The organism is Rhizobium sp. B230/85, assembly GCF_019355735.1.
Lineage (GTDB): Bacteria > Pseudomonadota > Alphaproteobacteria > Rhizobiales > Rhizobiaceae > Rhizobium > Rhizobium rhododendri.
This window is the reverse complement of the sequence record NZ_CP072157.1, coordinates 1,200,569-1,220,172: the sequence shown is the minus strand read 5'-3', so window position 1 is coordinate 1,220,172 and position 19,604 is coordinate 1,200,569. Positions and strand designations below refer to the sequence as shown.

The 19,604-nt window shown below is 60.3% G+C and carries 15 protein-coding genes; 7 read left to right on the top strand and 8 right to left on the bottom strand.

The genetic code is table 11. The features are described from left to right. Positions 1 to 77 precede the first annotated feature (77 nt). Positions 78 to 545 (bottom strand): MarR family winged helix-turn-helix transcriptional regulator, encoded by a 468-nt coding sequence (locus tag J5289_RS23630; RefSeq protein ID WP_209186497.1) that lies wholly within the window; start codon positions 543 to 545, stop codon positions 78 to 80. Between the two features lie 280 nt (positions 546 to 825). On the opposite strand from J5289_RS23630, the gene J5289_RS23625 reads away from it, so the two are divergent. Further along, positions 826 to 1,659, top strand: coding sequence for an alpha/beta fold hydrolase (locus J5289_RS23625; protein WP_224128462.1), 834 nt, complete (start codon positions 826 to 828; stop codon positions 1,657 to 1,659). A gap of 74 nt (positions 1,660 to 1,733) precedes the next feature. On the opposite strand, the gene J5289_RS23620 is transcribed toward J5289_RS23625, so the two are convergent. Beyond that, complete coding sequence (locus J5289_RS23620; RefSeq protein WP_142830873.1) at positions 1,734 to 3,416, bottom strand: phosphoethanolamine transferase; 1,683 nt, start codon at positions 3,414 to 3,416, stop codon at positions 1,734 to 1,736. Between the two features lie 317 nt (positions 3,417 to 3,733). Between J5289_RS23620 and J5289_RS23615 the strand changes: the two genes are divergently transcribed. Then, positions 3,734 to 4,042, top strand: a complete 309-nt coding sequence (locus J5289_RS23615; RefSeq protein WP_209187737.1) for a hypothetical protein — start codon at positions 3,734 to 3,736, stop codon at positions 4,040 to 4,042. Positions 4,043 to 4,145: 103 nt separating this feature from the next. Beyond that, positions 4,146 to 4,325, top strand: coding sequence for a hypothetical protein (locus J5289_RS23610; RefSeq protein ID WP_209187736.1), 180 nt, complete (start codon positions 4,146 to 4,148; stop codon positions 4,323 to 4,325). Positions 4,326 to 4,335: 10 nt separating this feature from the next. On the opposite strand, the gene J5289_RS23605 is transcribed toward J5289_RS23610, so the two are convergent. Continuing rightward, entirely contained in the window at positions 4,336 to 6,024 is a 1,689-nt protein-coding gene (locus tag J5289_RS23605; RefSeq protein ID WP_209207133.1) for an FAD/NAD(P)-binding protein, read from the bottom strand. Positions 6,025 to 6,253: 229 nt separating this feature from the next. On the opposite strand from J5289_RS23605, the gene J5289_RS23600 reads away from it, so the two are divergent. After that, the gene (locus J5289_RS23600; protein ID WP_374108313.1) at positions 6,254 to 7,798 is read left to right on the top strand and encodes a DHA2 family efflux MFS transporter permease subunit; all 1,545 of its coding nucleotides are present in this window, start codon (positions 6,254 to 6,256) and stop codon (positions 7,796 to 7,798) included. 40 nt (positions 7,799 to 7,838) lie between these two features. Here J5289_RS23600 and J5289_RS23595 read toward each other — a convergent pair whose 3' ends face one another. Then, entirely contained in the window at positions 7,839 to 9,389 is a 1,551-nt protein-coding gene (locus J5289_RS23595) for a bifunctional diguanylate cyclase/phosphodiesterase (protein WP_143123156.1), read from the bottom strand. Between the two features lie 543 nt (positions 9,390 to 9,932). Next, a complete protein-coding gene (locus J5289_RS23590; protein WP_142830867.1) occupies positions 9,933 to 11,051 on the bottom strand; it encodes a porin in 1,119 nt (372 codons plus the stop codon). A gap of 486 nt (positions 11,052 to 11,537) precedes the next feature. On the opposite strand from J5289_RS23590, the gene J5289_RS23585 reads away from it, so the two are divergent. From J5289_RS23585 to J5289_RS23575, 3 genes are read left to right on the top strand one after another with little or no spacing between them, the layout of a single operon-like run. Further along, positions 11,538 to 13,250: a RimK family alpha-L-glutamate ligase gene (locus tag J5289_RS23585; RefSeq protein ID WP_209207134.1), complete on the top strand. Its 1,713-nt coding sequence runs from the start codon at positions 11,538 to 11,540 to the stop codon at positions 13,248 to 13,250. Positions 13,251 to 13,284: 34 nt separating this feature from the next. Continuing rightward, the gene (locus tag J5289_RS23580) at positions 13,285 to 14,829 is read left to right on the top strand and encodes a hypothetical protein (protein ID WP_209207135.1); all 1,545 of its coding nucleotides are present in this window, start codon (positions 13,285 to 13,287) and stop codon (positions 14,827 to 14,829) included. After that, complete coding sequence (locus tag J5289_RS23575; RefSeq protein WP_209207136.1) at positions 14,829 to 16,289, top strand: pyridoxal-dependent decarboxylase; 1,461 nt, start codon at positions 14,829 to 14,831, stop codon at positions 16,287 to 16,289. The genes J5289_RS23580 and J5289_RS23575 overlap by 1 nt, the downstream gene beginning before the upstream one ends. Before the next feature lie 101 nt (positions 16,290 to 16,390). Here the strand turns inward: J5289_RS23575 and J5289_RS23570 are convergent, their stop codons facing one another. From J5289_RS23570 to J5289_RS23560, 3 genes are all read right to left on the bottom strand, one after another. Further along, positions 16,391 to 17,275, bottom strand: coding sequence for an MBL fold metallo-hydrolase (locus tag J5289_RS23570; protein ID WP_209207137.1), 885 nt, complete (start codon positions 17,273 to 17,275; stop codon positions 16,391 to 16,393). 104 nt (positions 17,276 to 17,379) lie between these two features. After that, on the bottom strand, positions 17,380 to 17,598 hold the full coding sequence (locus tag J5289_RS23565) for a hypothetical protein (RefSeq protein ID WP_142830859.1): 219 nt from the start codon (positions 17,596 to 17,598) through the stop codon (positions 17,380 to 17,382). 22 nt (positions 17,599 to 17,620) lie between these two features. After that, positions 17,621 to 19,564, bottom strand: a complete 1,944-nt coding sequence (locus J5289_RS23560) for a hypothetical protein (RefSeq protein ID WP_209207138.1) — start codon at positions 19,562 to 19,564, stop codon at positions 17,621 to 17,623. Positions 19,565 to 19,604 lie beyond the last annotated feature (40 nt).

Sequence of the window (19,604 nt, the reverse complement as noted above, 5' to 3'; positions counted from 1 at the left end):
ATCGTCTTCCGGAAGGCTCTGCTATTTATATAGTGCAATGCACCGCTGTCACAATATTCCCACTGAAGTCATCATATTCACTGCGAGCCTGTGCCGAGCTGTTCCTCTGCCTCCAGTGCGGCGCGCAAGGTTCGAACCTGCCGGTTCAGAGCGTGCACCTGCTCAAGCGTCATGCCCGACTTCCGCAGGAGCGTCTCCGCCAGACAGCTGCATCTTTTCAGCAGCGCCTGCCCCGCATGGGTGAACCAGACATGGACCTGACGCTCGTCAACCTTGCTGCGCCGGCGCTCCACAAGGCCTGCCGCCTCGAGGCGCTTGACGGGCGGGGTGATTGTGCTGGAATCCAGCCCCAGCCGCTCGGCGATCGCGCCCACCGTCAGGCCATCCTCTTGGCCGAGCGCGCTCAGCACCAGATATTGCGGGTATGTAATGCCCATAGAATCGAGCATCGGCTTGTAAGTGCGGTTGACAGCAATACTTGCCGCATACAGCGAGAAACACAGCTGGTCATCCAATGGCAGGAGCGCTTGGCTCAAAGTCGTCATCTCCCGTTTATAAGCAAATATCGATATCATTAAAAATAATGTCGCGATATCGATTTTGACTGGACTAGCCAAAATTTTTTATCTACGAATTCGTTATCGCGATAAATATTTTTGCGATCTCACTTATCAGGAGAGCAGAACGATGGCTTCGAATAATCACACGACACGCCGTGGCGTGATGACCGCCGGGTTGGGCCTTGCCGCTGCAGCAGCGACCATGCCATTGGTTGCAACTGCAGACGCAGCAACACCCAAAGCTTCACAACCGAAGGGAACGACCATGAGCAGCAGCATCTTCACGACCAAGGACGGCACGCAGATCTACTACAAGGACTGGGGCACGGGTCAGCCGATCGTGTTCCACCATGGTTGGCCCCTCAGCGCAGACGACTGGGATGCCCAGATGCTCTACTTCCTCGGCCAGGGCTACCGGGTCGTCGCCCATGATCGCCGCGGCCACGGCCGTTCCAGCCAGACGGATCACGGCAACGAAATGGACACCTACGCTGCCGACGTCGCAGCGCTGGTTGCACATCTCGACCTGAAGAACGCCATTCACATCGGTCACTCCACCGGCGGTGGCGAAGTCGCCCGCTATGTAGCAAAGCATGGCGGAAACGGCAGGGTCGCTAAGGCAGTGCTCGTCGGTGCCGTACCGCCGATCATGCTCAAGACCGAGAACAATCCCGGCGGCCTGCCGATGGAGGTCTTCGACGGCTTCCGCTCGGCACTCGTTGCCAACCGGGCCCAGTTTTACCGGGATGTTCCGACCGGCCCGTTCTACGGCTTCAATCGCGATGGCGCCAAGACCTATCCCGGCGTGATCGACAACTGGTGGCGTCAGGGCATGATGGGCGGGGCAAAGGCCCATTATGATTGCATCAAGGCCTTCTCCGAGACGGACTTCACCGATGACCTGAAGAATATCGACGTTCCCGTCCTCGTCATGCATGGTGACGACGACCAGATCGTGCCGATCGCCGATTCCGCCATGCTGTCGGTCAAGCTCCTGAAGAACGGTACGCTGAAGGTCTACAAGGGCTTTCCGCACGGCATGCTGACGACGCACGCCGACGTTCTCAACCCCGACCTGCTGGCCTTCTTCAAGGCCTGAGCCACCCCCCAAAAGGCCAGAAACGCCCACTGTCCGTGGGCGTTTCTCTCTGTGCTTTGCCTGCCACTGAGCTCTCATCCAGCGCTGGCGAGCGCGCCGGCGGGCCGGCGGCATTGGGAAAAAACATCCATCTTCGCATTGTAGACCTTGGTGGAGACATCCATAAGGCCGAGGATCGAATGGAAGAAATTGTCGTGCGAATACTGCCCGTCGGCGTGCTGCCCGAGGCATTTCATATCGAAGCCGGCAGATTTCGACAGGTCGTCCGATACCCAGGCCAGGAACGGCACGTGCGTCTGCTGCGTCGGCGCGATGAAGTAGGGCGTGCCGTGCAGGTAGATACCATTCTCGCCGAGTGACTCTCCGTGATCGGAGACATAGACGACGGCACCATCCAGCTTGGCAGCGCGCTGCTTGATCTTGTCGATGACGACCGAGACGACGTGGTCCGTATAGAGGATCGTATTGTCGTAGGCGTTGGTGATCTCCTCCGGCGTACAGGCACCGAAATCGTTGGCGCGGCAATCCGGTGTGAAGCGTCGGAACTCCTCGGGATAGCGCTGGAAATAGGCAGGTCCGTGGCTGCCGAGCTGGTGGAGAACCAGCACGCTGTCACCTTTGACGTGATCGAGCCAGGCATCGACCTTGTCCAGAAGGATCGCATCCAGGCATTCGCCATCCTTGCAGAAGCGCGGATCCTTGGAATTCGGCAGGTATTCGTAGGCCACCCTGTCGGTGACGTTGTAGCTGCCGGTGTCGTTGTCCAGCCAGGAGACGTCCACCTTGGCATGACTGAGGACATCCAGAAGATTCTGGGTCTGCAGCCCCTTGCGATGGGTGTAGTCGGCGCGCGGGTAGATCGAGTACATGCAGGGAATTGACGTCGCCGTCGCCGTGCCGCAGCTGGTCGTGTTGGGGAAATAGACGACGTCCTGCTTCTTCATCTCGGGATTGGTATCGCGGTTATATCCACCGAGCGAGAAATCCGAGGCGCGCGCGGTTTCGCCGGCAACGATGATCGTCACCCGAGGCTTGCCGGAGGGATCGATGTTGACCCGGTGGGCGTCCGTCCCCAGGGGCTCGGCGACGACATGCGCATCCTTCTGTGCCGACACGACGTAGCTGACGGCATTATTGATCGGCATGAACGGGTTGAGGGTAGCCAGGATATCGCGGTGGGCGCGCCCGACGCCGGCAAAGACCTTGTAATAGCTGATGCCGGCGCCGGCAAAGATAGCAAGGCAGCCGAGGATGATCGCCGTGTTCTGCGCCAGCTTCGGCAGGATTGTCCGGTGGCGGATACGCACCCAGATTATCAGCAGCGACGGCAGCAAGGCTGTCAGCAGTAGATGAAGGGCAAATCGGAAGGTAATGAGGTGCCCGGCCTCGGCGCCGGTCGAAACGGCCGCGTTGCGGATCATGTCCTTGTCGATGACGACCCCGAACTGGTCGTTGAACCAGGAACAGGCGGACGATACCAGGACAAAGAAGATCAGGATCGGCTTCGTGACATATTTCGCCGAGAACAATGTGACGACGGCCATGAAAAGCGCGGAGATGCCGATGACGAATGCGGTGAAGGCGAGCGCATTTCCGGTCAGGTAGCCATGGGCCTTTTGCCAGAACGTCCAGTTTGTGACGACCAGCAGATAGAGCGTCGTCAGGAAGCAAAGCGTCACGCTTCCCAGCACGGGCCGACCGAAGGGCCGCGCGTTTTCGGTGTTACGATCGTTCAAAGAAGGTCTCCAAAATGGCATGCCCGGGCGTGCGGCACGAGGCCGGCTGCACCCTGACAATGCAGCAGAAAACAATGTGCGATTTTCCTGACATCTACCTGAACGAAGGCATTCTTGGGACGAGCGCCCCGGTCCTATATACCTCGTAGCAGACGATGAAAACCGATGGGCACTGGTACGCCTGCCGAACGGTCAAGATGGCCGGAACGCTTGCCCCCGTGTTGCGGATCGCTCCAGGCTTCCTACATAGGGACTACCCTGATCCGGGCCCCTCTGGTGCAAGCTTTTGGCTGCTTGTGCGATGTCGGATCGCACGTCACGGCCAACTGGAAACCAAAATGCTCAGCGCCCTCGTTTTTTATTTCGTGCAGCTCCTTATCCTCGACCCGTTTCAAACCGAGATTACCAGCCGCCTTGCAAAGGCCAACGTGCCTTACGAGGTCGTTGCCAATGTCAGGGCCTGCACGACCAGCGCCGGTCAGGTGATCACCGACCACGCCACCACAAATCCTTTGCCGCTCGTATCCATGGCATTCGACATCTGGGTCCTCGGCACCGCACCCGATCGCATCCTGTCGGACGCAGTGCCAAGCTGCCGCCCGGCAATCGAAACTGCAAAATCCTTCCTGGCGCAGCAGTCGGCATAAGGCCTTCCAGCCTTAAGACCGGCGTGCGAAACGCCTGCTTCGGCATGCATTGACATACCTCGCGAAAAATGAGAACATAAAGAGAACAAATGGAGACGTGCAGATGGACAGTGCCAACCTCGTCATTCAGAAGACTCTCGAAATCGTCGCAAAATCAAGAGCTGCGCGCGAGCATGCCGCACGACAGCGCAAGGAAACCTACTCCCGCCTGCAATTCGGTCGTTCGCTCGAGCACTATCTTGAAAAGCCGGGACAGCAACTGAAGCTCCGGCTCGACTCCTGAAGCTGGAATGTCAGCCGGCGGCCAGCAGCTCCGGTTTGGCGCTACCCGGCATACTGTCGGCCAGTATGGCAGCGGAGACCACGCCACCGATATCGTTTGCACTGGTAATGCCCTGGACGAAGGGTAACTTGTGCAGCAGGAACGAGATTGCGGCGCAATAGAGCTTGTTCGATACCGGGCTTTCGAATTTCGGCCGGAAAGCGTCATCCAGGTCGATGCCGCCGGTCCGCACCACGGCCTGGTGACCGTCCGGCATGATGATCGATGACGCGGCACTGGTGGCTGCCTTGCGAATGACGCCCTGCTTCAGGAGGGTTGGAAACGGAATGTCCCGTACCGATAGCGGATGCTGCCCCGTCGCGTCGATGAAGGCGCCGAAGGTTAGTGTCTTGCCGTCGTAAGTGACCTCTGCACCGCGCTCGACCCGCTCGTTGTCGATTTCGTAGTCGTCGCCAAGGGCAACGATATCCAGCTTTCCCGCGCGCCGCAGCGCCAATATCCTCTTGATGGATTCATGCGGCACGGTGGCATAGTCATCGATAAAAATGCTTTTGAAGTGCTTGTGAAACCGCTTCAGGTCCTCGCTGTCCAGCTGCGGTACCGCGCGGGCAATCGCCTCGTGCATGCGCAGGATCGCATAGCGCCATGGCACGGTATGGCGCTGCTGCTTGTTGCGCGCCGCTTCGGCAAGGTTCAGTGCCGCCCAGGCGAAAGGATCGCGGGATTCGCGCTCTGCGAAATAAGCGGGTCCGATGGTCTCGATCGTCCGCAGCGACAGGCCGATACTCGCCGAATACTCCGGATCGTTGGCGAGCAGTTCGGCCTTGAACAGGTCGAAGATATCGTCGAGCAAGTTGCCACGGCCCGTCGCCAGCAAGGCGTCGATCGCTTCATTCGTGCAGAACTGCAAGGGAAGGTAGGGGATCTCGTGATAGAAGTCGGCTTCCGGCAGAAGCCCCTTGCGGGACATCATGGTGATGCTGAAGCCCTCTGAATCGGAGGCCTGCTGGTATTCGAGCAAACCGCTGGCATCGACATAGAATGCGCCATGCGCCGTCGCCACGGTCACCATTGCGTCGATTGCACTCAGCGATGTCCCGAGGATGCCAACGGCGCAATTGCCGATCGACTTCAGATTGACTGCCGGCCAGGGCGACATGAAATATCCCGGCTTGATCTCGATGTTGTCAGGCCAGTCGTGGCCGGTCGCCATGACGACGTGGTCGAACCCGTAATCGGCCTGCGTCCCATCCGGCCGCTGAGCCACGAGGGCAATGTCGTCAACCTGCAACGCGATGTCGATGACGCGGTGGCGCGGCTTGATGTCGATCCTATGCCCCCGCTCCTTCCCCGCCTGCACGAGCTGCGAGAACTGAGCCTGCAGATACTCACCAAGAACCACGCGCGGATAGAACTCGCGCTCGTCAATTGCGTCTCGCGACACGTGCAGTCTCTCCAGCCCAGCGTCGCTCTGACGCCGAAGCCAGGCAACCAGCGTCTCGCAGATCGGCGGCAGCTCGATGCTGGCGATATTCGACAGCATCGCTTGGTCGTTCAATGCCGGATGATAGGGCGTTCCCTTGCCCGGATCCGGCTCGATCTCGAAGATGGTGATGGACAGCGGCTCGGGCGAGCCTACCAGACCCTTCAGCGTATAGATGCCGGTCGGGCCGGAGCCGATAATAGCGATGCGCGTCATGGAAGCTTTCAACGGCGAACGCTGATAAAATGGTTCGCGAACTTGACGATATGGAACGACGACCGCCGTTAGCAAGATTGAAAATCAAATCCGTCCGCCACCGGACGTAGCCGTAAGATAGCCCGGACTCCGTTGACGCGTCAGATCGCCATCGCCGCCCCTCCATTGCCAACGGCCATGATCCGACCATATCAATCATCGCGCACGAACGGCGTGCGGAGGATCGAAAGTGAGCCAATCTCAAGTGACTGCAACCGGCACGGCCACCTGGCTGGGCTTTATCGTCATGTGTGTCGGCATGTTCATGGCGATCCTCGATGTCCAGGTGGTGGCGACATCCCTGCCGACCATCCAGAGCGCACTCGATATTCCTCAGGATCAGATGAGCTGGGTGCAGACCGCCTATCTCATCGCGGAGGTGATTGCGATCCCGCTGACCGGCGTGTTGACGCGTACCCTGACGATGCGCTGGCTGTTCGTGCTTGCCGTCACGGTGTTCACGCTCTCCTCGGCCGGTTGTGCCGCCAGCGACAGCTTTTCGGAGTTGATAGCCTGGCGGGTGCTGCAGGGTTTTTCCGGAGGCACGCTGATTCCGGCTGTTTTTTCTGCCGTCTTCATCCTGTTCCCGGTAGCGCGGCAGGGTATAGCCACCACCATCGCCGGCGTTCTTGCCGTTCTCGCCCCGACGGTCGGCCCGGTCGTCGGCGGCTGGATCACCGAAACATATTCCTGGCACTGGCTGTTTCTGATCAACATCATTCCAGGCATCCTGTCGGCCGGTATCGCCGGCTTCCTGCTGCCGAAGTCGACGATGCGCTTGGGCACGTTGAAAACTCTGGACCTCGTGTCGCTGCTCGCGATGGCCGTGGCACTCGCGGCCCTCGAAATTGCCCTCAAAGAAGCCCCGCAGCGCGGATGGCTGTCCGGCCTCGTGCTGGGCCTGCTGGTGCTCAGCCTCGCCAGCCTTTCGATGTTCGTGCGCCGGACATTGAAAGCCGGGGTGCCCATCGTCGACCTCGGAAACTTCGCCGACCGGTCGTTCCTGGTCGGCTGCATCCTGAGCTTCGTTCTCGGCATCGGACTGTTTGGATCGGTTTATCTGATGCCGGTTTTCCTGGCGTTCGTGCGCGGTCACAATGCGCTCGAAATCGGCACCATCATGCTGGTCACCGGTGTGGCCCAACTGCTGACAGCGCCGATCGCCGTCTTTCTCGAGCAGCGCGTCGGGGCGCGACTTCTCTCCGCAGCAGGGTTCACACTTTTTGCCGTCGGCCTCGGGATGAGCGCGTTCCAGACGCCGGACAGCGATTCCGCCGCGATGTTCTGGCCCCAGGTCATCCGTGGCGTGGCGATCATGTTCTGCCTGCTTCCACCGACGCGCCTTGCCCTCGGCAACCTGCCCGAAAGCCGAGTTCCCGACGCCAGCGGTCTTTTCAATCTGATGCGCAACCTCGGCGGTGCTATCGGCCTCGCCTTGATCGACACGGTGATCTACGGCCGCTCGCCGGGCCACGGTACGGCATTGATGGAAAAGCTTGCCGCCGGAGACGTAGCCACGGCGACCTATGTCGGCATACCGCTCGACATGTTCACCTCCCGCCCGTCAGGACCTATCGACGACGCCACGCGATCCATGCTGCAGCCATTGGTCGAGAAGGCAGCGCTCACCCAGTCCATCAATGAGGCATGGGCAATGGTGGCCATCCTGACCCTCGCCGCCCTGGCCTGCGTCCCATTTGCCATCAGGGTGCGCTCGGAGACAAAACGGAACTAGGAGCATGACCCCGTCATGCCCGTGAGATCGTACTCAGAAGTCAGCGGGAGGACGATGTCTGCGGCCGCTCGTTTGGGAGGATGAGGTTAGGCTGGGCTATCGCCTGCGGCTTGCCTAGCAGGTAGCCTTGGCCGATGTCACAGCCCAGGGCCTGCAGCCGCTGGAGCTGGCTCTCCTCCTCGATGCCTTCCGCCGTGATCTTGATGCCGAGCCCGCTGCCCAGCGAGATGATTGCCCTGACGACCTTGTCCTGCTTGTCGCTGTTTTCGAAGGTCGCGACGAAGCTCCTGTCGATCTTGATCTTGTCGAACTGGAATGCGGACAGTTGGGATAGGCTGGAATAGCCGGTGCCGAAATCATCCAGCGCGATTTTGATGCCGGCCTTGGTGAACTGATCGAGGACATAGCGGGCCGCCTCGGGATCCTGGATGAGCGCGCTTTCCGTCACCTCCAGTTCCAGCCGGTGGACGGGAAGGCCGACCTCTCCTAGAACTTGCATCAGGCGAAGCCCCAGCAGCCTGTCGCTGAGCTGGACGGGAGAGATGTTGAACGACAGCACGGTATCAACTGGCCAGGACAGAGCATCCCGGCAGGCCGTTCGAAAGAGACTGTCGGTCAGTTCGACAATCAGGCCGCTATCCTCGGCGAGCGGAATGAAGTCGCTGGGCGGAATGAATCGTCCCGGCGAGACCTCCCATCGCGCAAGCGCCTCGTAACCGACGATCTCCCGGGTCTTGAGATCGACCAGCGGCTGGTAGTGCGGACGGATGTCTCCCGCCTTCATGGCGCGCTTCAGGTCGGCTTCCATCTGGACGCGCTTTTCAAGCTCGGTCTGCATGGCGGGTACGAAGGTCCTGACGCCGTTGCGGCCTGTTTTCTTCGCGGCATACATCGCGCAGTCGGATTGCTGGATAGCCTCCGCCAAGGTGGCGCTATCCTCGGGGATCCGCGCGATGCCGACGCTGGCGCCCACGTCGACGTTTGCAGCGTTGATGGACATCGGCTTCGAGATATTGCTGACGATGCGGTTTCCCACCGCGACAAGATCGGGATTTCCCATCCTCTCCGTGATGACAAGGAACTCGTCGCCGCCCAGGCGATAGACGTTGGCATCCGGAAAAATGTAGCGAAGCCGCTCCGCCACGATCTTCAGCACCTGGTCACCGTAATCGTGGCCGAGAAGGTCGTTGATCTTCTTGAAGCCATCGAGGTCGATGCTGAAGACTGCGTATCCATCCTTGCAGGCAAGGTTTTCTCGTGTCGCCGCATCCGCGCCGAGAAAACGCCTGTTGGGGAGCTCGGTCAGGGGATCGTGGCAGGCAATCCAGTCGACATGTCTCTCGGCGGCATGTCTCCGGCGAATTTCTTCCGCCATGTCCTTTATGCGGACCAGCGAATAGATCAGACCCAGGGCGCCGCCGATATTCAGGGCCGTAAAGACCTCATCGAAATCGTATTTCTCGTTTTCGCGGAAAAATGTATCGAGGGCCTCGTGCCCGTTGTAATGAACGGCCAGCCCGTAGATCACCAGGAATGTCGCAATCCAGAGGATTGCTTCGACCTTGGCGCGATTTCGGCGCAGTGATTGCACAGAGCTACTCCCGGAAACGGAAAATGGCTTCATGCCGATCGTCGGAATACATCTCCCGCCGCTGTTTATGCATTTTGCCGAATATATATTGCAGCGGGGTTAAAGTGTTTCGTCGGAGAAAGATGGTCATTTCCGGCGCAAGCTGATCGCCGATAGCCAACATACCGTTGGAGGCAGCTTTGCAGAAGGCCCGAGGTTCACCCGGATCTAGCGGGGAGAAAGAGGCCTGGCCAGGGAGACCAGGCCTCCGCCATTGGAGGTCAATCCAATTGGTGTGCTACGTTGAGCGGCAGGGAATGTCGCGCGTAGCATCGTTACTGTTAGCCTAGCATAAGTTTTCGGCAACGCATTCCTGCGCTAGCAGCACGACCAGGATCACATCTTCTGCGAGACGTGGCTGCTTGTGCACATTAATAAAACGGCGTGCGTCATGCCGTTCAGCAAAGCCGCCGCGGTGGCACGCCGGTCATGCGTTGTGAACCACAAAAAACATGGCCCGACAAAAGCCGGGCCATGCTCAGACTGCTTTAAAGAAGCTGTCTATTAGAAGCTGCGCTGGAAACGCAGGATACCAGCCCAGGAGTGTTCGTTTGTCGAATCCCAGTTGGTGTATTCGACTTCAGGCTCGACGGTCAGGCCCTTGACTGGCTGGAACTTGACGTTTGCAGCAGCGGCAAAGATCTTCGAGTCTGTGTAGGCGACCTGAACGTTGGCCTTGAGCTTGTCGTTGATGGTTGCAGAACCACCGCCCCAGACTGCCCAGTCACCCCAGCCGCAAAGCTCTTCCTTGTTTGCAGGGCAAGCACCGTCGGTAACATAGCCCGAAGCGTACTTGTTGAGCTTGTCGCCGTCTGTGTTCCAGCCGCCCATCAGGAATGCCGAGAAGGTGCCGAAATCGGCATCGACGCGAGCCTTGATGGCGCCTTCTTTTACGATCGAGTCGTAGCCGCCGACAACCTTGATGCCCCATGCGCCCGACTTGAAGCCGAAGCCCAGAACGCCGTCTGGAACGTACTGGTCGTTCTTGGAGATCTGCCAGCTTTTGCCGTTGCTCTGGGTGAAGCTGGAGTCGTAGTAGGTGTCGCCGCTCGAATTGCTGTCTTCGATCGAAGCGAGAGCCGTGAAGCCATTGCCCGGATCAAACGTGTAGGTCAGCTGGTTGAGTTCGGTGTTCGTCGGTCCAGGGCCGTAGGAAACCACGTCGTCCTGGATGATGTCGCCAGCATAGCCCGGATAGGACGAGAACTGCGAGTCGGCCTTGCCGACGAGGAAGCCGCCGAGGCTGATGTTGGCAAACAGCAGCTTTGTGGAGTTGTCGCCTTCCTGCGAATCCCAACGCATGACCATGTCGGTCTTCAGCGCGCCGTATTCGGTGTCGCTGGCAGTGTCGAGGCTGAGTTCAGCGCGGGTGTGCCAAAGCGTGCCGATCTTGTGATCAGGCTGGTAGGCATCTTTCCACTCGCCTTCAGTACGAACCATGCCACCGATCTTCAGGCAGGTTTCCGTGCCTGGAATGTAGAAGTAACCGGCGCCGTAGGCATCGCAAATGCGAACATATTCGAGCGGTTCCGGCTCAGCTGCAACAATTGCGTCCGCTGCATTGGCAGCCGAGAATGCCGAGAGGGCGGCAGCCGATGCAAGGAGAAGACCCTTAATCATCATCTTTAAAATCCATTTCTTCGGTGCAGGTCGCTTGTATCGAGAGGGTCGATACGGTCTGAAGCCTGCTAGGTGGGAGCCTGTTTTATCCGGAGCTTTCGCCCGTGGACCAAGGCTATGGCGAAAGGGTGCGGCCGCACAACTTCCGTCTCGCCAAACGGGGCCGCTGGAAGAGCCGATTTCCGGCGACGCGGCTGTGAAAACACATTTAGAAAACGGCTAGCACGACTACGTTTTGTAATAGTCACCCGGAAGACGCATTTCGGGCCCTTGAGCCCTCCGACCGGACATGGGGGGAAGGCCGTCCTTGCGAATCGCGAACGAGCAGAGCGCGCGCTTTGAAACGCGGCGATCCGATCGTTCGTCAGCTCAGGCAGCCCGGACAAGGCTCGCGCAAGCGCTGGGAGCGAATATCGTGACAACATGTATCTGAAAGCGGAACCACGCCGGGCAAGGCGGGGCGCGCCGCATAGTGGAAGGCTTGAGAGTTTGATTGGTGCAGCGGCTCAGATCCAGACATTTGCGGACCCCAACCTGATCATCGGCAAGGCGCCGATCGTGCGGGCGATCTATGAGCAGAGAGACATCACGCCCCTCTGGAACCAGCTGCTGGAGCGGGCTTCTGCCGATCTCGGCGACGCTGCCGCCTTCATGGATGCCTCGATCGTCCTGCATACGGTGGGCGAGAAGGAAAAGGCCGTCATCAGCCAGAAGGCTGCCCTCGATATCAGCCGCCAGTACCGGATCCAGAATGGCAAGGGCACAGGCCTGGACATTCTGGTGTTCATGACGGCTGGCGATTTCATGGCAAATACGCCGATCGAGTTTCTGCTCGAGCATTCGGATACCAACCTCCTGCTCTATTACGTCGACGCGGAAACCCGGGATCTCTCCGATATCCCGGCACATGACGTCGCCTTCGTCGCGGTTGGTGAATCCACGGACAATCTCCCGGTCCTCGAAAACCTCAAGCGGCTTTTGCGCGACTGGTCGGGACCGATCCTGAACAATGCGCCGCAGTCCATCATGGATCTTTCCAGGGATGGCGTTTCCAATGCCTTCAGGGACGAGCGCTGGGTTCTCGCGCCTGCAACCGTTCGCGTCGATCGTCAAAAGCTTCAGCGGCTCGCTGCTGGCGAGATCGAACTAGGCTCCATCCTCGACGCAACGAGCTTTCCGATCATCGTCCGGCCACACGGCACGCATGCGGGCAAGGGCATGGAGAAAATCTCGGCCCGCTGGGAGCTTTCGGGCTATCTCGCCGCGCACGCCGACACCGAATTCTACCTGACGCCCTTCATCGACTACAGCGACGAGGACGGAAAGTTCCGCAAACAGCGCATCGCGTTCATCAATGGCAAGGCCTATGCCAGCCACCTGGCGATTTCCGACCACTGGATGGTCCATTACCTCAGCGCCGGCATGGCTGAGCATGCGGAGCGTCGCGAGGAAGAAGGCCGCTGGATGGCCAATTTCGACACCGACTTCGCCGTCCGCCACGCAGCAGCCTTCGACGCCCTGCATCGCCGCTTCGGGCTTGACTACTTCGCCATCGATTGCGCCGAGTTGTCGGACGGACGTCTGCTGATGTTCGAAGCCGACGTCGCCATGATCGTCCACTCGATGGATTCCGAAAAGGTCTTCCCCTACAAGAAGCAGGCGACGACCAAGCTATTCGCAGCCTTCGAAGGCGCCCTGAGAGATCGCATGCTGCGCGCGACCTCCGCCTCCGACGTCACCTGTGCCCATACGGGAAAACCGGCTGTCTACCAAAGGACTGACGACGACTGCCTGATCTGCGCGCTGGCGATGTTTACCGGCAGGACCTACGAAGACATCCAGGACATGGCGGTCAAAAGCGATTCCCGGTTCCCTCTGGGCGGCCCAATGAGCCACTCCATCATGCGCGGCGTCGCCAACGCATGCGGCCTCGTCCTGCTCAGCGGTATCTACATGCTGTGGGACAAGCCCGGGATCATCGGCGTCGTCTCACCGACGGTCCCCGACACCGGGCATGCGGTCTTCTGGGACGGCGAGAAGATCATCGACCCCGGCTCGAGCGCACGCGTCGACCGCGCATATGTCGACCGTTGCGGGCTGGAGTTCACCCAGCGCGCCCGTGATCTTGCGCCGCTGATCCAGCACGAAATGCAAATCTCCTATATCGCCGGCGCCGTGGCGGTCGACGAGCCGATCCTCTGAAGCCGTCGTTCGCAGCCAAATTCCGGAGACCATCATGGCTGCAAGTCAGCGTCTAATCCTACCGATGCCAGTCGACCCGTCATCGACGCCGGCTGAAACAGCGTTTCTCGGGCAATCGCTCGCCTCCGTTCCGCTGCTACTCGGGGCTGGCGGCGACCAGCGCATTTCGCCCGATCCCGTCCATCGACGGAACCGCTACGGCACACTGACGACGCCCGCCGAGCACGAAATTTCGTTCTCGTCGACGACGGCCAGCAACGTATCAGGCGACGGGTTCCGCGCGGCCGGGATCGCTCTCGAGCGGCTCGTCGATCGCCAGTCAGCAGATCCGGTTGCGATCGACCGATGGTTTGCCGATATCCGTAAGGGCATCGCCACCAGCCTTGGCTGTACCGACGCCACGATCATTCTGGCAGCCTCCGGGACAGACGCGGAGTTGATGGCCCTTTGCCTGTTTGCAGGGCTTTCCGCGCGGCCCCTCACCAATATTCTCGTTGCGCCGGAAGAGACCGGCAGCGGCGTGCCCCGGGCTGCATCCGGATGCCACTATTCGGATCTTGCTGCCCTCGGCAGCACCGTCGAAGCCGGAAAGCCGCTGGAAGGCCTGGATCCCGAGCGGATCGAGGTGTGCACCGTGGCCATCCGCAACGGCGAAGGCGAACCGCGTCGTCAGGAGGAGATCGACGATGCCATGATCGCCGCCGTCGAACGGGAGCTGAAACGCGACCGCGACGTGCTCGTCCATGTGCTCGATACATCGAAGACAGGCCTGTCCGGCGTGACGCGGCAGGCAGCCCGGCATGCGGCTTTGCTTGCCCCCGGCCGCGTGCATGTGATCGTCGATGCCTGCCAGTTCCGCTGCTCGGCGTCCGATATCCGGCAGGATCTTGCCGACGGTTTTCTCGTCGTACTGACTGGCTCGAAATTTGTCGGGGGCCCACCCTTTTCCGGCGCTCTCCTCGTGCCGACGTCTCTCGGGGAGACCCTCGCCACCTGCAGCGCTATTCCTTCCGGCCTCTCGGCCTATACGGCAGCCCATGACTGGCCATCGGCACTTCGGGAAAAGATGGATTTCACATTCGGCTCGCACTTCAATCTCGGTCTCGGCCTTCGATGGGTGGCGGCCTCTGCCGCCCTCGATCGCTACGCCGTCATCCAGGACGACGAGCAGGCGCTCATCAAGGCCCATTTCGTGAAACTGGTGCGCGCCCGTATCGACAGCGTCGCCGGTATCCGCCTGCATGCCAACGATGAGGGCGCCCATCTCGACGCAAGAACGATCGTGCCCTTCACGATCTCCAACCGCACCGGCGGCTTTGCCTCCTTCGAGCACTCGCAGATGATCCACCTGCTCATGCGCGAGCGCGACGACGGTCCGGTTTGCCATCTTGGCCAAGCCGTCCGGCTTGGATCTCGCACGGTCCTCAGGGTCGCTGCATCAGCGGGCGACGTGCTTGATGTCTCGGCCCGCATGGCAGCTGCTCTGCCGTTGCACCAGGCATTCCATCCGGTGGAATCGCGGCTCGACGCGGTGTTCGACAAGCTGGCGGCCGTCCTTCACCATGTCCGGGCTCTCTGATGCCGGAAGCGGATACGCGCGGCGATAGAACGGCTGAGCGCTCCAGCCTCGACCCGCTGGACTGGAGTGAATTTCGCGCGCTCGCCCACGGCATGCTGGACGACATGATCAGCCATATCGAGACCGTCCGGCAGCGACCGGTTTGGCAACCGCCGGCAGCCGAAACGCGCGCCCGGTTTGCCCGTCCGTTGCCTGCAGACCCTCGCGAACTCGGCGACATCCTCGATGACGTGCGCACCCACATCCTTCCCTTCGGCACCGGCAACCTGCATCCGCTGTTCATGGGCTGGGTCCATGGCGCGGGTACGCCCGTCGGTATGGTGGCCGAGATCGTCGCCGCCGGAATGAACCTCAATTGTGGCGGTCGCGACCATGTCGGACTGGAGGTCGAGCAACAGATCGTCCGCTGGATGAGCGAGGCCCTCGGCTATCCCCAAGGCGCCAGCGGCCTGTTTCTCACCGGCTCTTCCATGGCCAACTTCCTGGCTGTGATCATCGCCAGAACCGAGGCGCTCGGCCAGTCCGTCCGCCAAAACGGCTTGCGGAATCGCGACCTCCAACTCGTCGCCTATACCTCGAGCGAAGCCCATGGCTGCATTGCCCAGGCAATGGAGCTTTCCGGCATAGGCTCGGCCAATTTGCGAATGGTGGCTGTCGACGCTGACGGACGAATGCAGACCGGCGTTTTGCGTACCATGATCGACGCCGACCGGGCCGCCGGACACCTGCCGTTTCTCGTCGTCGGCACCGCCGGCACCGTTAATACCGGGGCCATCGATCCGCTCTCTGCCATTGCCGACATCGCTGTCCAGGAAAATCTATGGTTCCACGTCGACGGCGCTATCGGCGCTTTGGCAGTGCTTTCGCACGATCTGCGAGACCTGTTTGCGGGCATCGAGAAATCAAGCTCTGTGGCGCTGGACTTCCACAAATGGGGCCATGTTCCCTATGATGCCGGATTTTTGCTGGTCAGGGACGGCGCCGCCCATAAGCGGGCCTTTGCCCAGCCGGCGGCCTATCTCCAGCGCGCCGATCGCGGCCTTGCGGCCGGTGAGACCTGGCCCTGCGATCTCGGCCCCGATCTGTCGCGCGGCTTTCGGGCGCTCAAGACCTGGATGACGATCGAAATGCTCGGCACAGAGCGCATCGGCAGTTCCATTGCGCATACCTGCGAACTGGCATCCCATCTTGCCCATCATATCGAGCGGCACCCGCTGCTGGAACTCAGGGCACCGGTCGCCTTGAACATCGTCTGCTTCGGTGTTCGCGGGGCAGGTTCCGATTTTGTCCGGGATCTGGTGCTCGACCTCCAGCAATCCGGCCTGGCTGCCCCGTCCTGGACGACGGTCGGCGGCGAGCTGGCAGTGCGCTGCGCAATCGTCAACCACAGGACGACATCCGCCGATATCGACGCCTTCATCGACATCATCGACAGATACCTGGCCGGCAAAGGCTACTGAAGCGGCTGTCTGAGCGAGGTGGAATGCGGGGAAGTGCCCGCATTCCAGACCACGCCGCCTCGGCTTTTGGTAAACCTAAGCGTGGAGCCGGCTAAACGTGTTTACTTTTGCGGCTTCCAGGCGAAGTGATCGCCCACTGCCACGATGTGGCCGACACCGGGAAACGGGAAGTGGGGTGCAAAGATTAGCTCGTGATCCTTGGCGAGTTGCGACAGGACTTCCCGGCGGCTGACCTTGCCCTCGACTGCATCGTTGTCAAAGCCCATCGCCCAATCGGGCTCGGCTAACGATACAATGGAGCTATGGGCGGTGTCACCGATGTCCAGAAGCCGCTTCTTGCCGGAAACGATCTGATAGCCGACATGACCCGGGGTGTGTCCCTTGATCGGCACGGAGGTGATGCCCTCGGCAACGCTGTCTCCCGGTGCGAAGGTCTTCACCTTGGGCGTGATGGCGGTCACCAGCGCAGCCATCTTCGGCTGGGTCTGCAGCCACGTCCAGTCGGGCGCTGAAATGCGGATCGTCGCGTTGGCGAATGCAAGAGAACCGTCTGCCTTTACCAGTCCGCCGATGTGATCGCCGTGAACGTGGGTGATCAGTACGTCGGAAATGTCCTCGGGCTTGCTCCCGGCCTTGGCGAGGCTTTCCAGCAGAACACCGTGCGCCGATGGCCCAAGGCCGGTATCGATCAGGATTTTCTGGCTGCCGGACTGCACAAGAAGCCCGTCGACACTGAGCGTAACGCGGTCCGTCGGCTGTCCGGCTGCCTTCAGCACCTTGGAAACGGCCTCCGGTCCGATCCCGATGCCAAAAAGCTTGCCGTCATTGGCTGCAACGAACTGAGCATCCCGCAGCGCCGTCACCTTGATGCTGCCGATGGTGAATGTCTTGGCCGCAGGTTCGGCCGAAACCGGCCCGGTCTCTATCGCAAAGGCTTGTCCGGCAACGGAGGCGCTCAACATTGCCAGGAGTGAAAGTGCTTTCATCGGTGTTCTCCTCTTCACGAATGGCCTATTCAAGGCTTGCAGCGTGTGATTGCCCGACTGTGGTAGCCTCTGCCACCTCGCCGCGCAACCCGGGAAACGAGGCCCTAGCCGTCGAGGAAACCGGAGGCCACGTCGGCCGTGCTGCTGACGGCAACAGCCAGATCGACCTCTTTTACGACCGTTGCGCCGGCCGTCCTTAGATCGTTCGCTTGCTTGAGCGCTCCGGAAGTCGGTGCGGCAAGAGCGGTCACTGTCCCCGCAGCAAGATCCGCGATCCACAAGCCGTCTTCCCCTGGCAGTCCGAATACGACCACTTTCGCCATCGATGTTCCCCCTCGTGTCTGCCTAAAATCCAGCTTTTCGCAGGCCTTCGCGATACAGATCTTTCTGCCACTGTTCTTTCATGGCGATGACTGAAAGCCACTTATCCACATCGAAATCAGGATTGCTCTGCCGCGCCTTGCGCACGAAGGAACGCGCCTTCCTGATGTCGCCGAGCATCGCCCAGCAGGCCGCAGAGAGCCTATTGGTAAGGCTCTTGTCGTGCGTCATGGCGATATAGGCCAGGGCAGCCTCGAAATTCAAGAGGCAGTAGCTGGCACCGGCGGCAGTCCAAAGGTAGGTGTCAGGTGTCAGCGGGTTGAGGTCGATGGCATTGACTATTTTTTCCATCGCCGCCGCCGGCTGCGAATAATGAACCAGCGTATCGGCATGGTCGGCGATAATATCGGCATTGTGCGGGCTGAGCTTCTCGGCAAGCTTCATCGCCTCGACGCTCTCGTCGAGGTCCCCCTGCAGCAGCCTGACCACTCCCAACTCGCGATACCCTCCGCCGAGATCTGCACCGGCAGCAATCGCCTTGGTGGAAAACTCCGCAGCCGAGGCCAGCAATTCCTGGTCGCCGCGCGCCGTGAGCAACCACTCCTTGGAATAGGTGCGCGCTATACCGCTCAGCGCCGGAGCAAAATGCGGGTTGGTTTGCAGCGCGGACCGGAATTCCCGACGGGCCCGGCGCAGATTCGGCAATGTCAGATCCTTGAGATGACGCTGCCCAACCAGATAGCTGTGATAGGCCTCCGGGCTGGCCTCGAAATAAGCCCGTGACAGCTCGTCCCGCTCAATCTGCGAGGCAACGGTCACCGCGATACGCTTGGAAATTTCCCGCCTCTGGCGCGTCAGGTTGGAGGCATCGAGGCTGAAACGTTCAGCCCAGACGATCTCGTCATTGGCAAAGGAAATCAGCTGGGCAAAGAGCGAAACCTCCTCATCGTAGCTGATCCGGGTGTCGAGGATGTAGGAAATGGAATGGCGGGCGAATGTCGCAGCCTTGTCCGGATCGCGGGAAAACTGGCCAGCCGTATGGGGTGCGATCACGCGCACGCTTTTCAGGGCGCCGAAACCGATCGTGATGTCTTCGATCAGGGAGGCCGCAAGCAGCGTCGCGACAATATTTCCGCTGTCGAGTTGCGGCGGCAGAAGTGCCAGACGCGGCAGCTTGAGATGGCCGCCGCCGTAGGGAGACAGGAACGGCGACGGGCGAGCCAGCAGCAACGCGCGGGCCTCCGCAAACTGCTTGTTGAACATCCGGCCCGCCAGATCCAGCGAAAGCAGGTCTTGCCCCGCATCCGCAGAGCCGGATGGCGTCTCCTCCTTCAGGCTCGCGCCGGATGACAAACCCTCCAGGCTACCCTCGCTCCCCGAGCATTCGAGAAGGAAGCGCTGGACCTCTTCGTCCTGAGGGTAGAGCGTGAATAGGCGGAGCGCGGCTGTCCGCATCACGTCGTCGCAGCCCCGGGCCGAGAGCATCGGCAAGGCGCGTTTGAACGCCCGCAGCAACCGGTCTGAACAGCCCTTGCGTTTTTCCTCGACCCAGGCGTCGAGCAGTGTGTCCATGGGCACGAAGTCCTGGAGAAACTCCGGACCAATGACATTCAACATCCGGTGCAGGGAGCGGACCGCGTCCTCGTCTTCCAGAGTGTCGATGGATGTGAGGTCGAAATCGAGCGAGCCGATCTCCACGCGAATTGTCTTGTCGGTAAACGTCAGGAATTCGGCACCGAGTTCGAGCTGCCTGTCCTTGATCCGGGAGATGAGCTTGCGCATGTTGGCGAGCAGGCCGGATTGACTTGAGCCACTCCACAGTAACGCGGCCACATCTTCGCGCTTTGCTTCCATCTGCTTGGTATCAAGAAGATAACAGAGCGCTAAAAGAGCTTTTTCAGGAAAAGAAACATCACCGACGCGATCAACAAGTCTTAAGCGACCGAAGGTATGCAGTTTGAACTTCATGGTTGCTTTCCACAAGTCTCTGTCTGTCAGGATATATAAC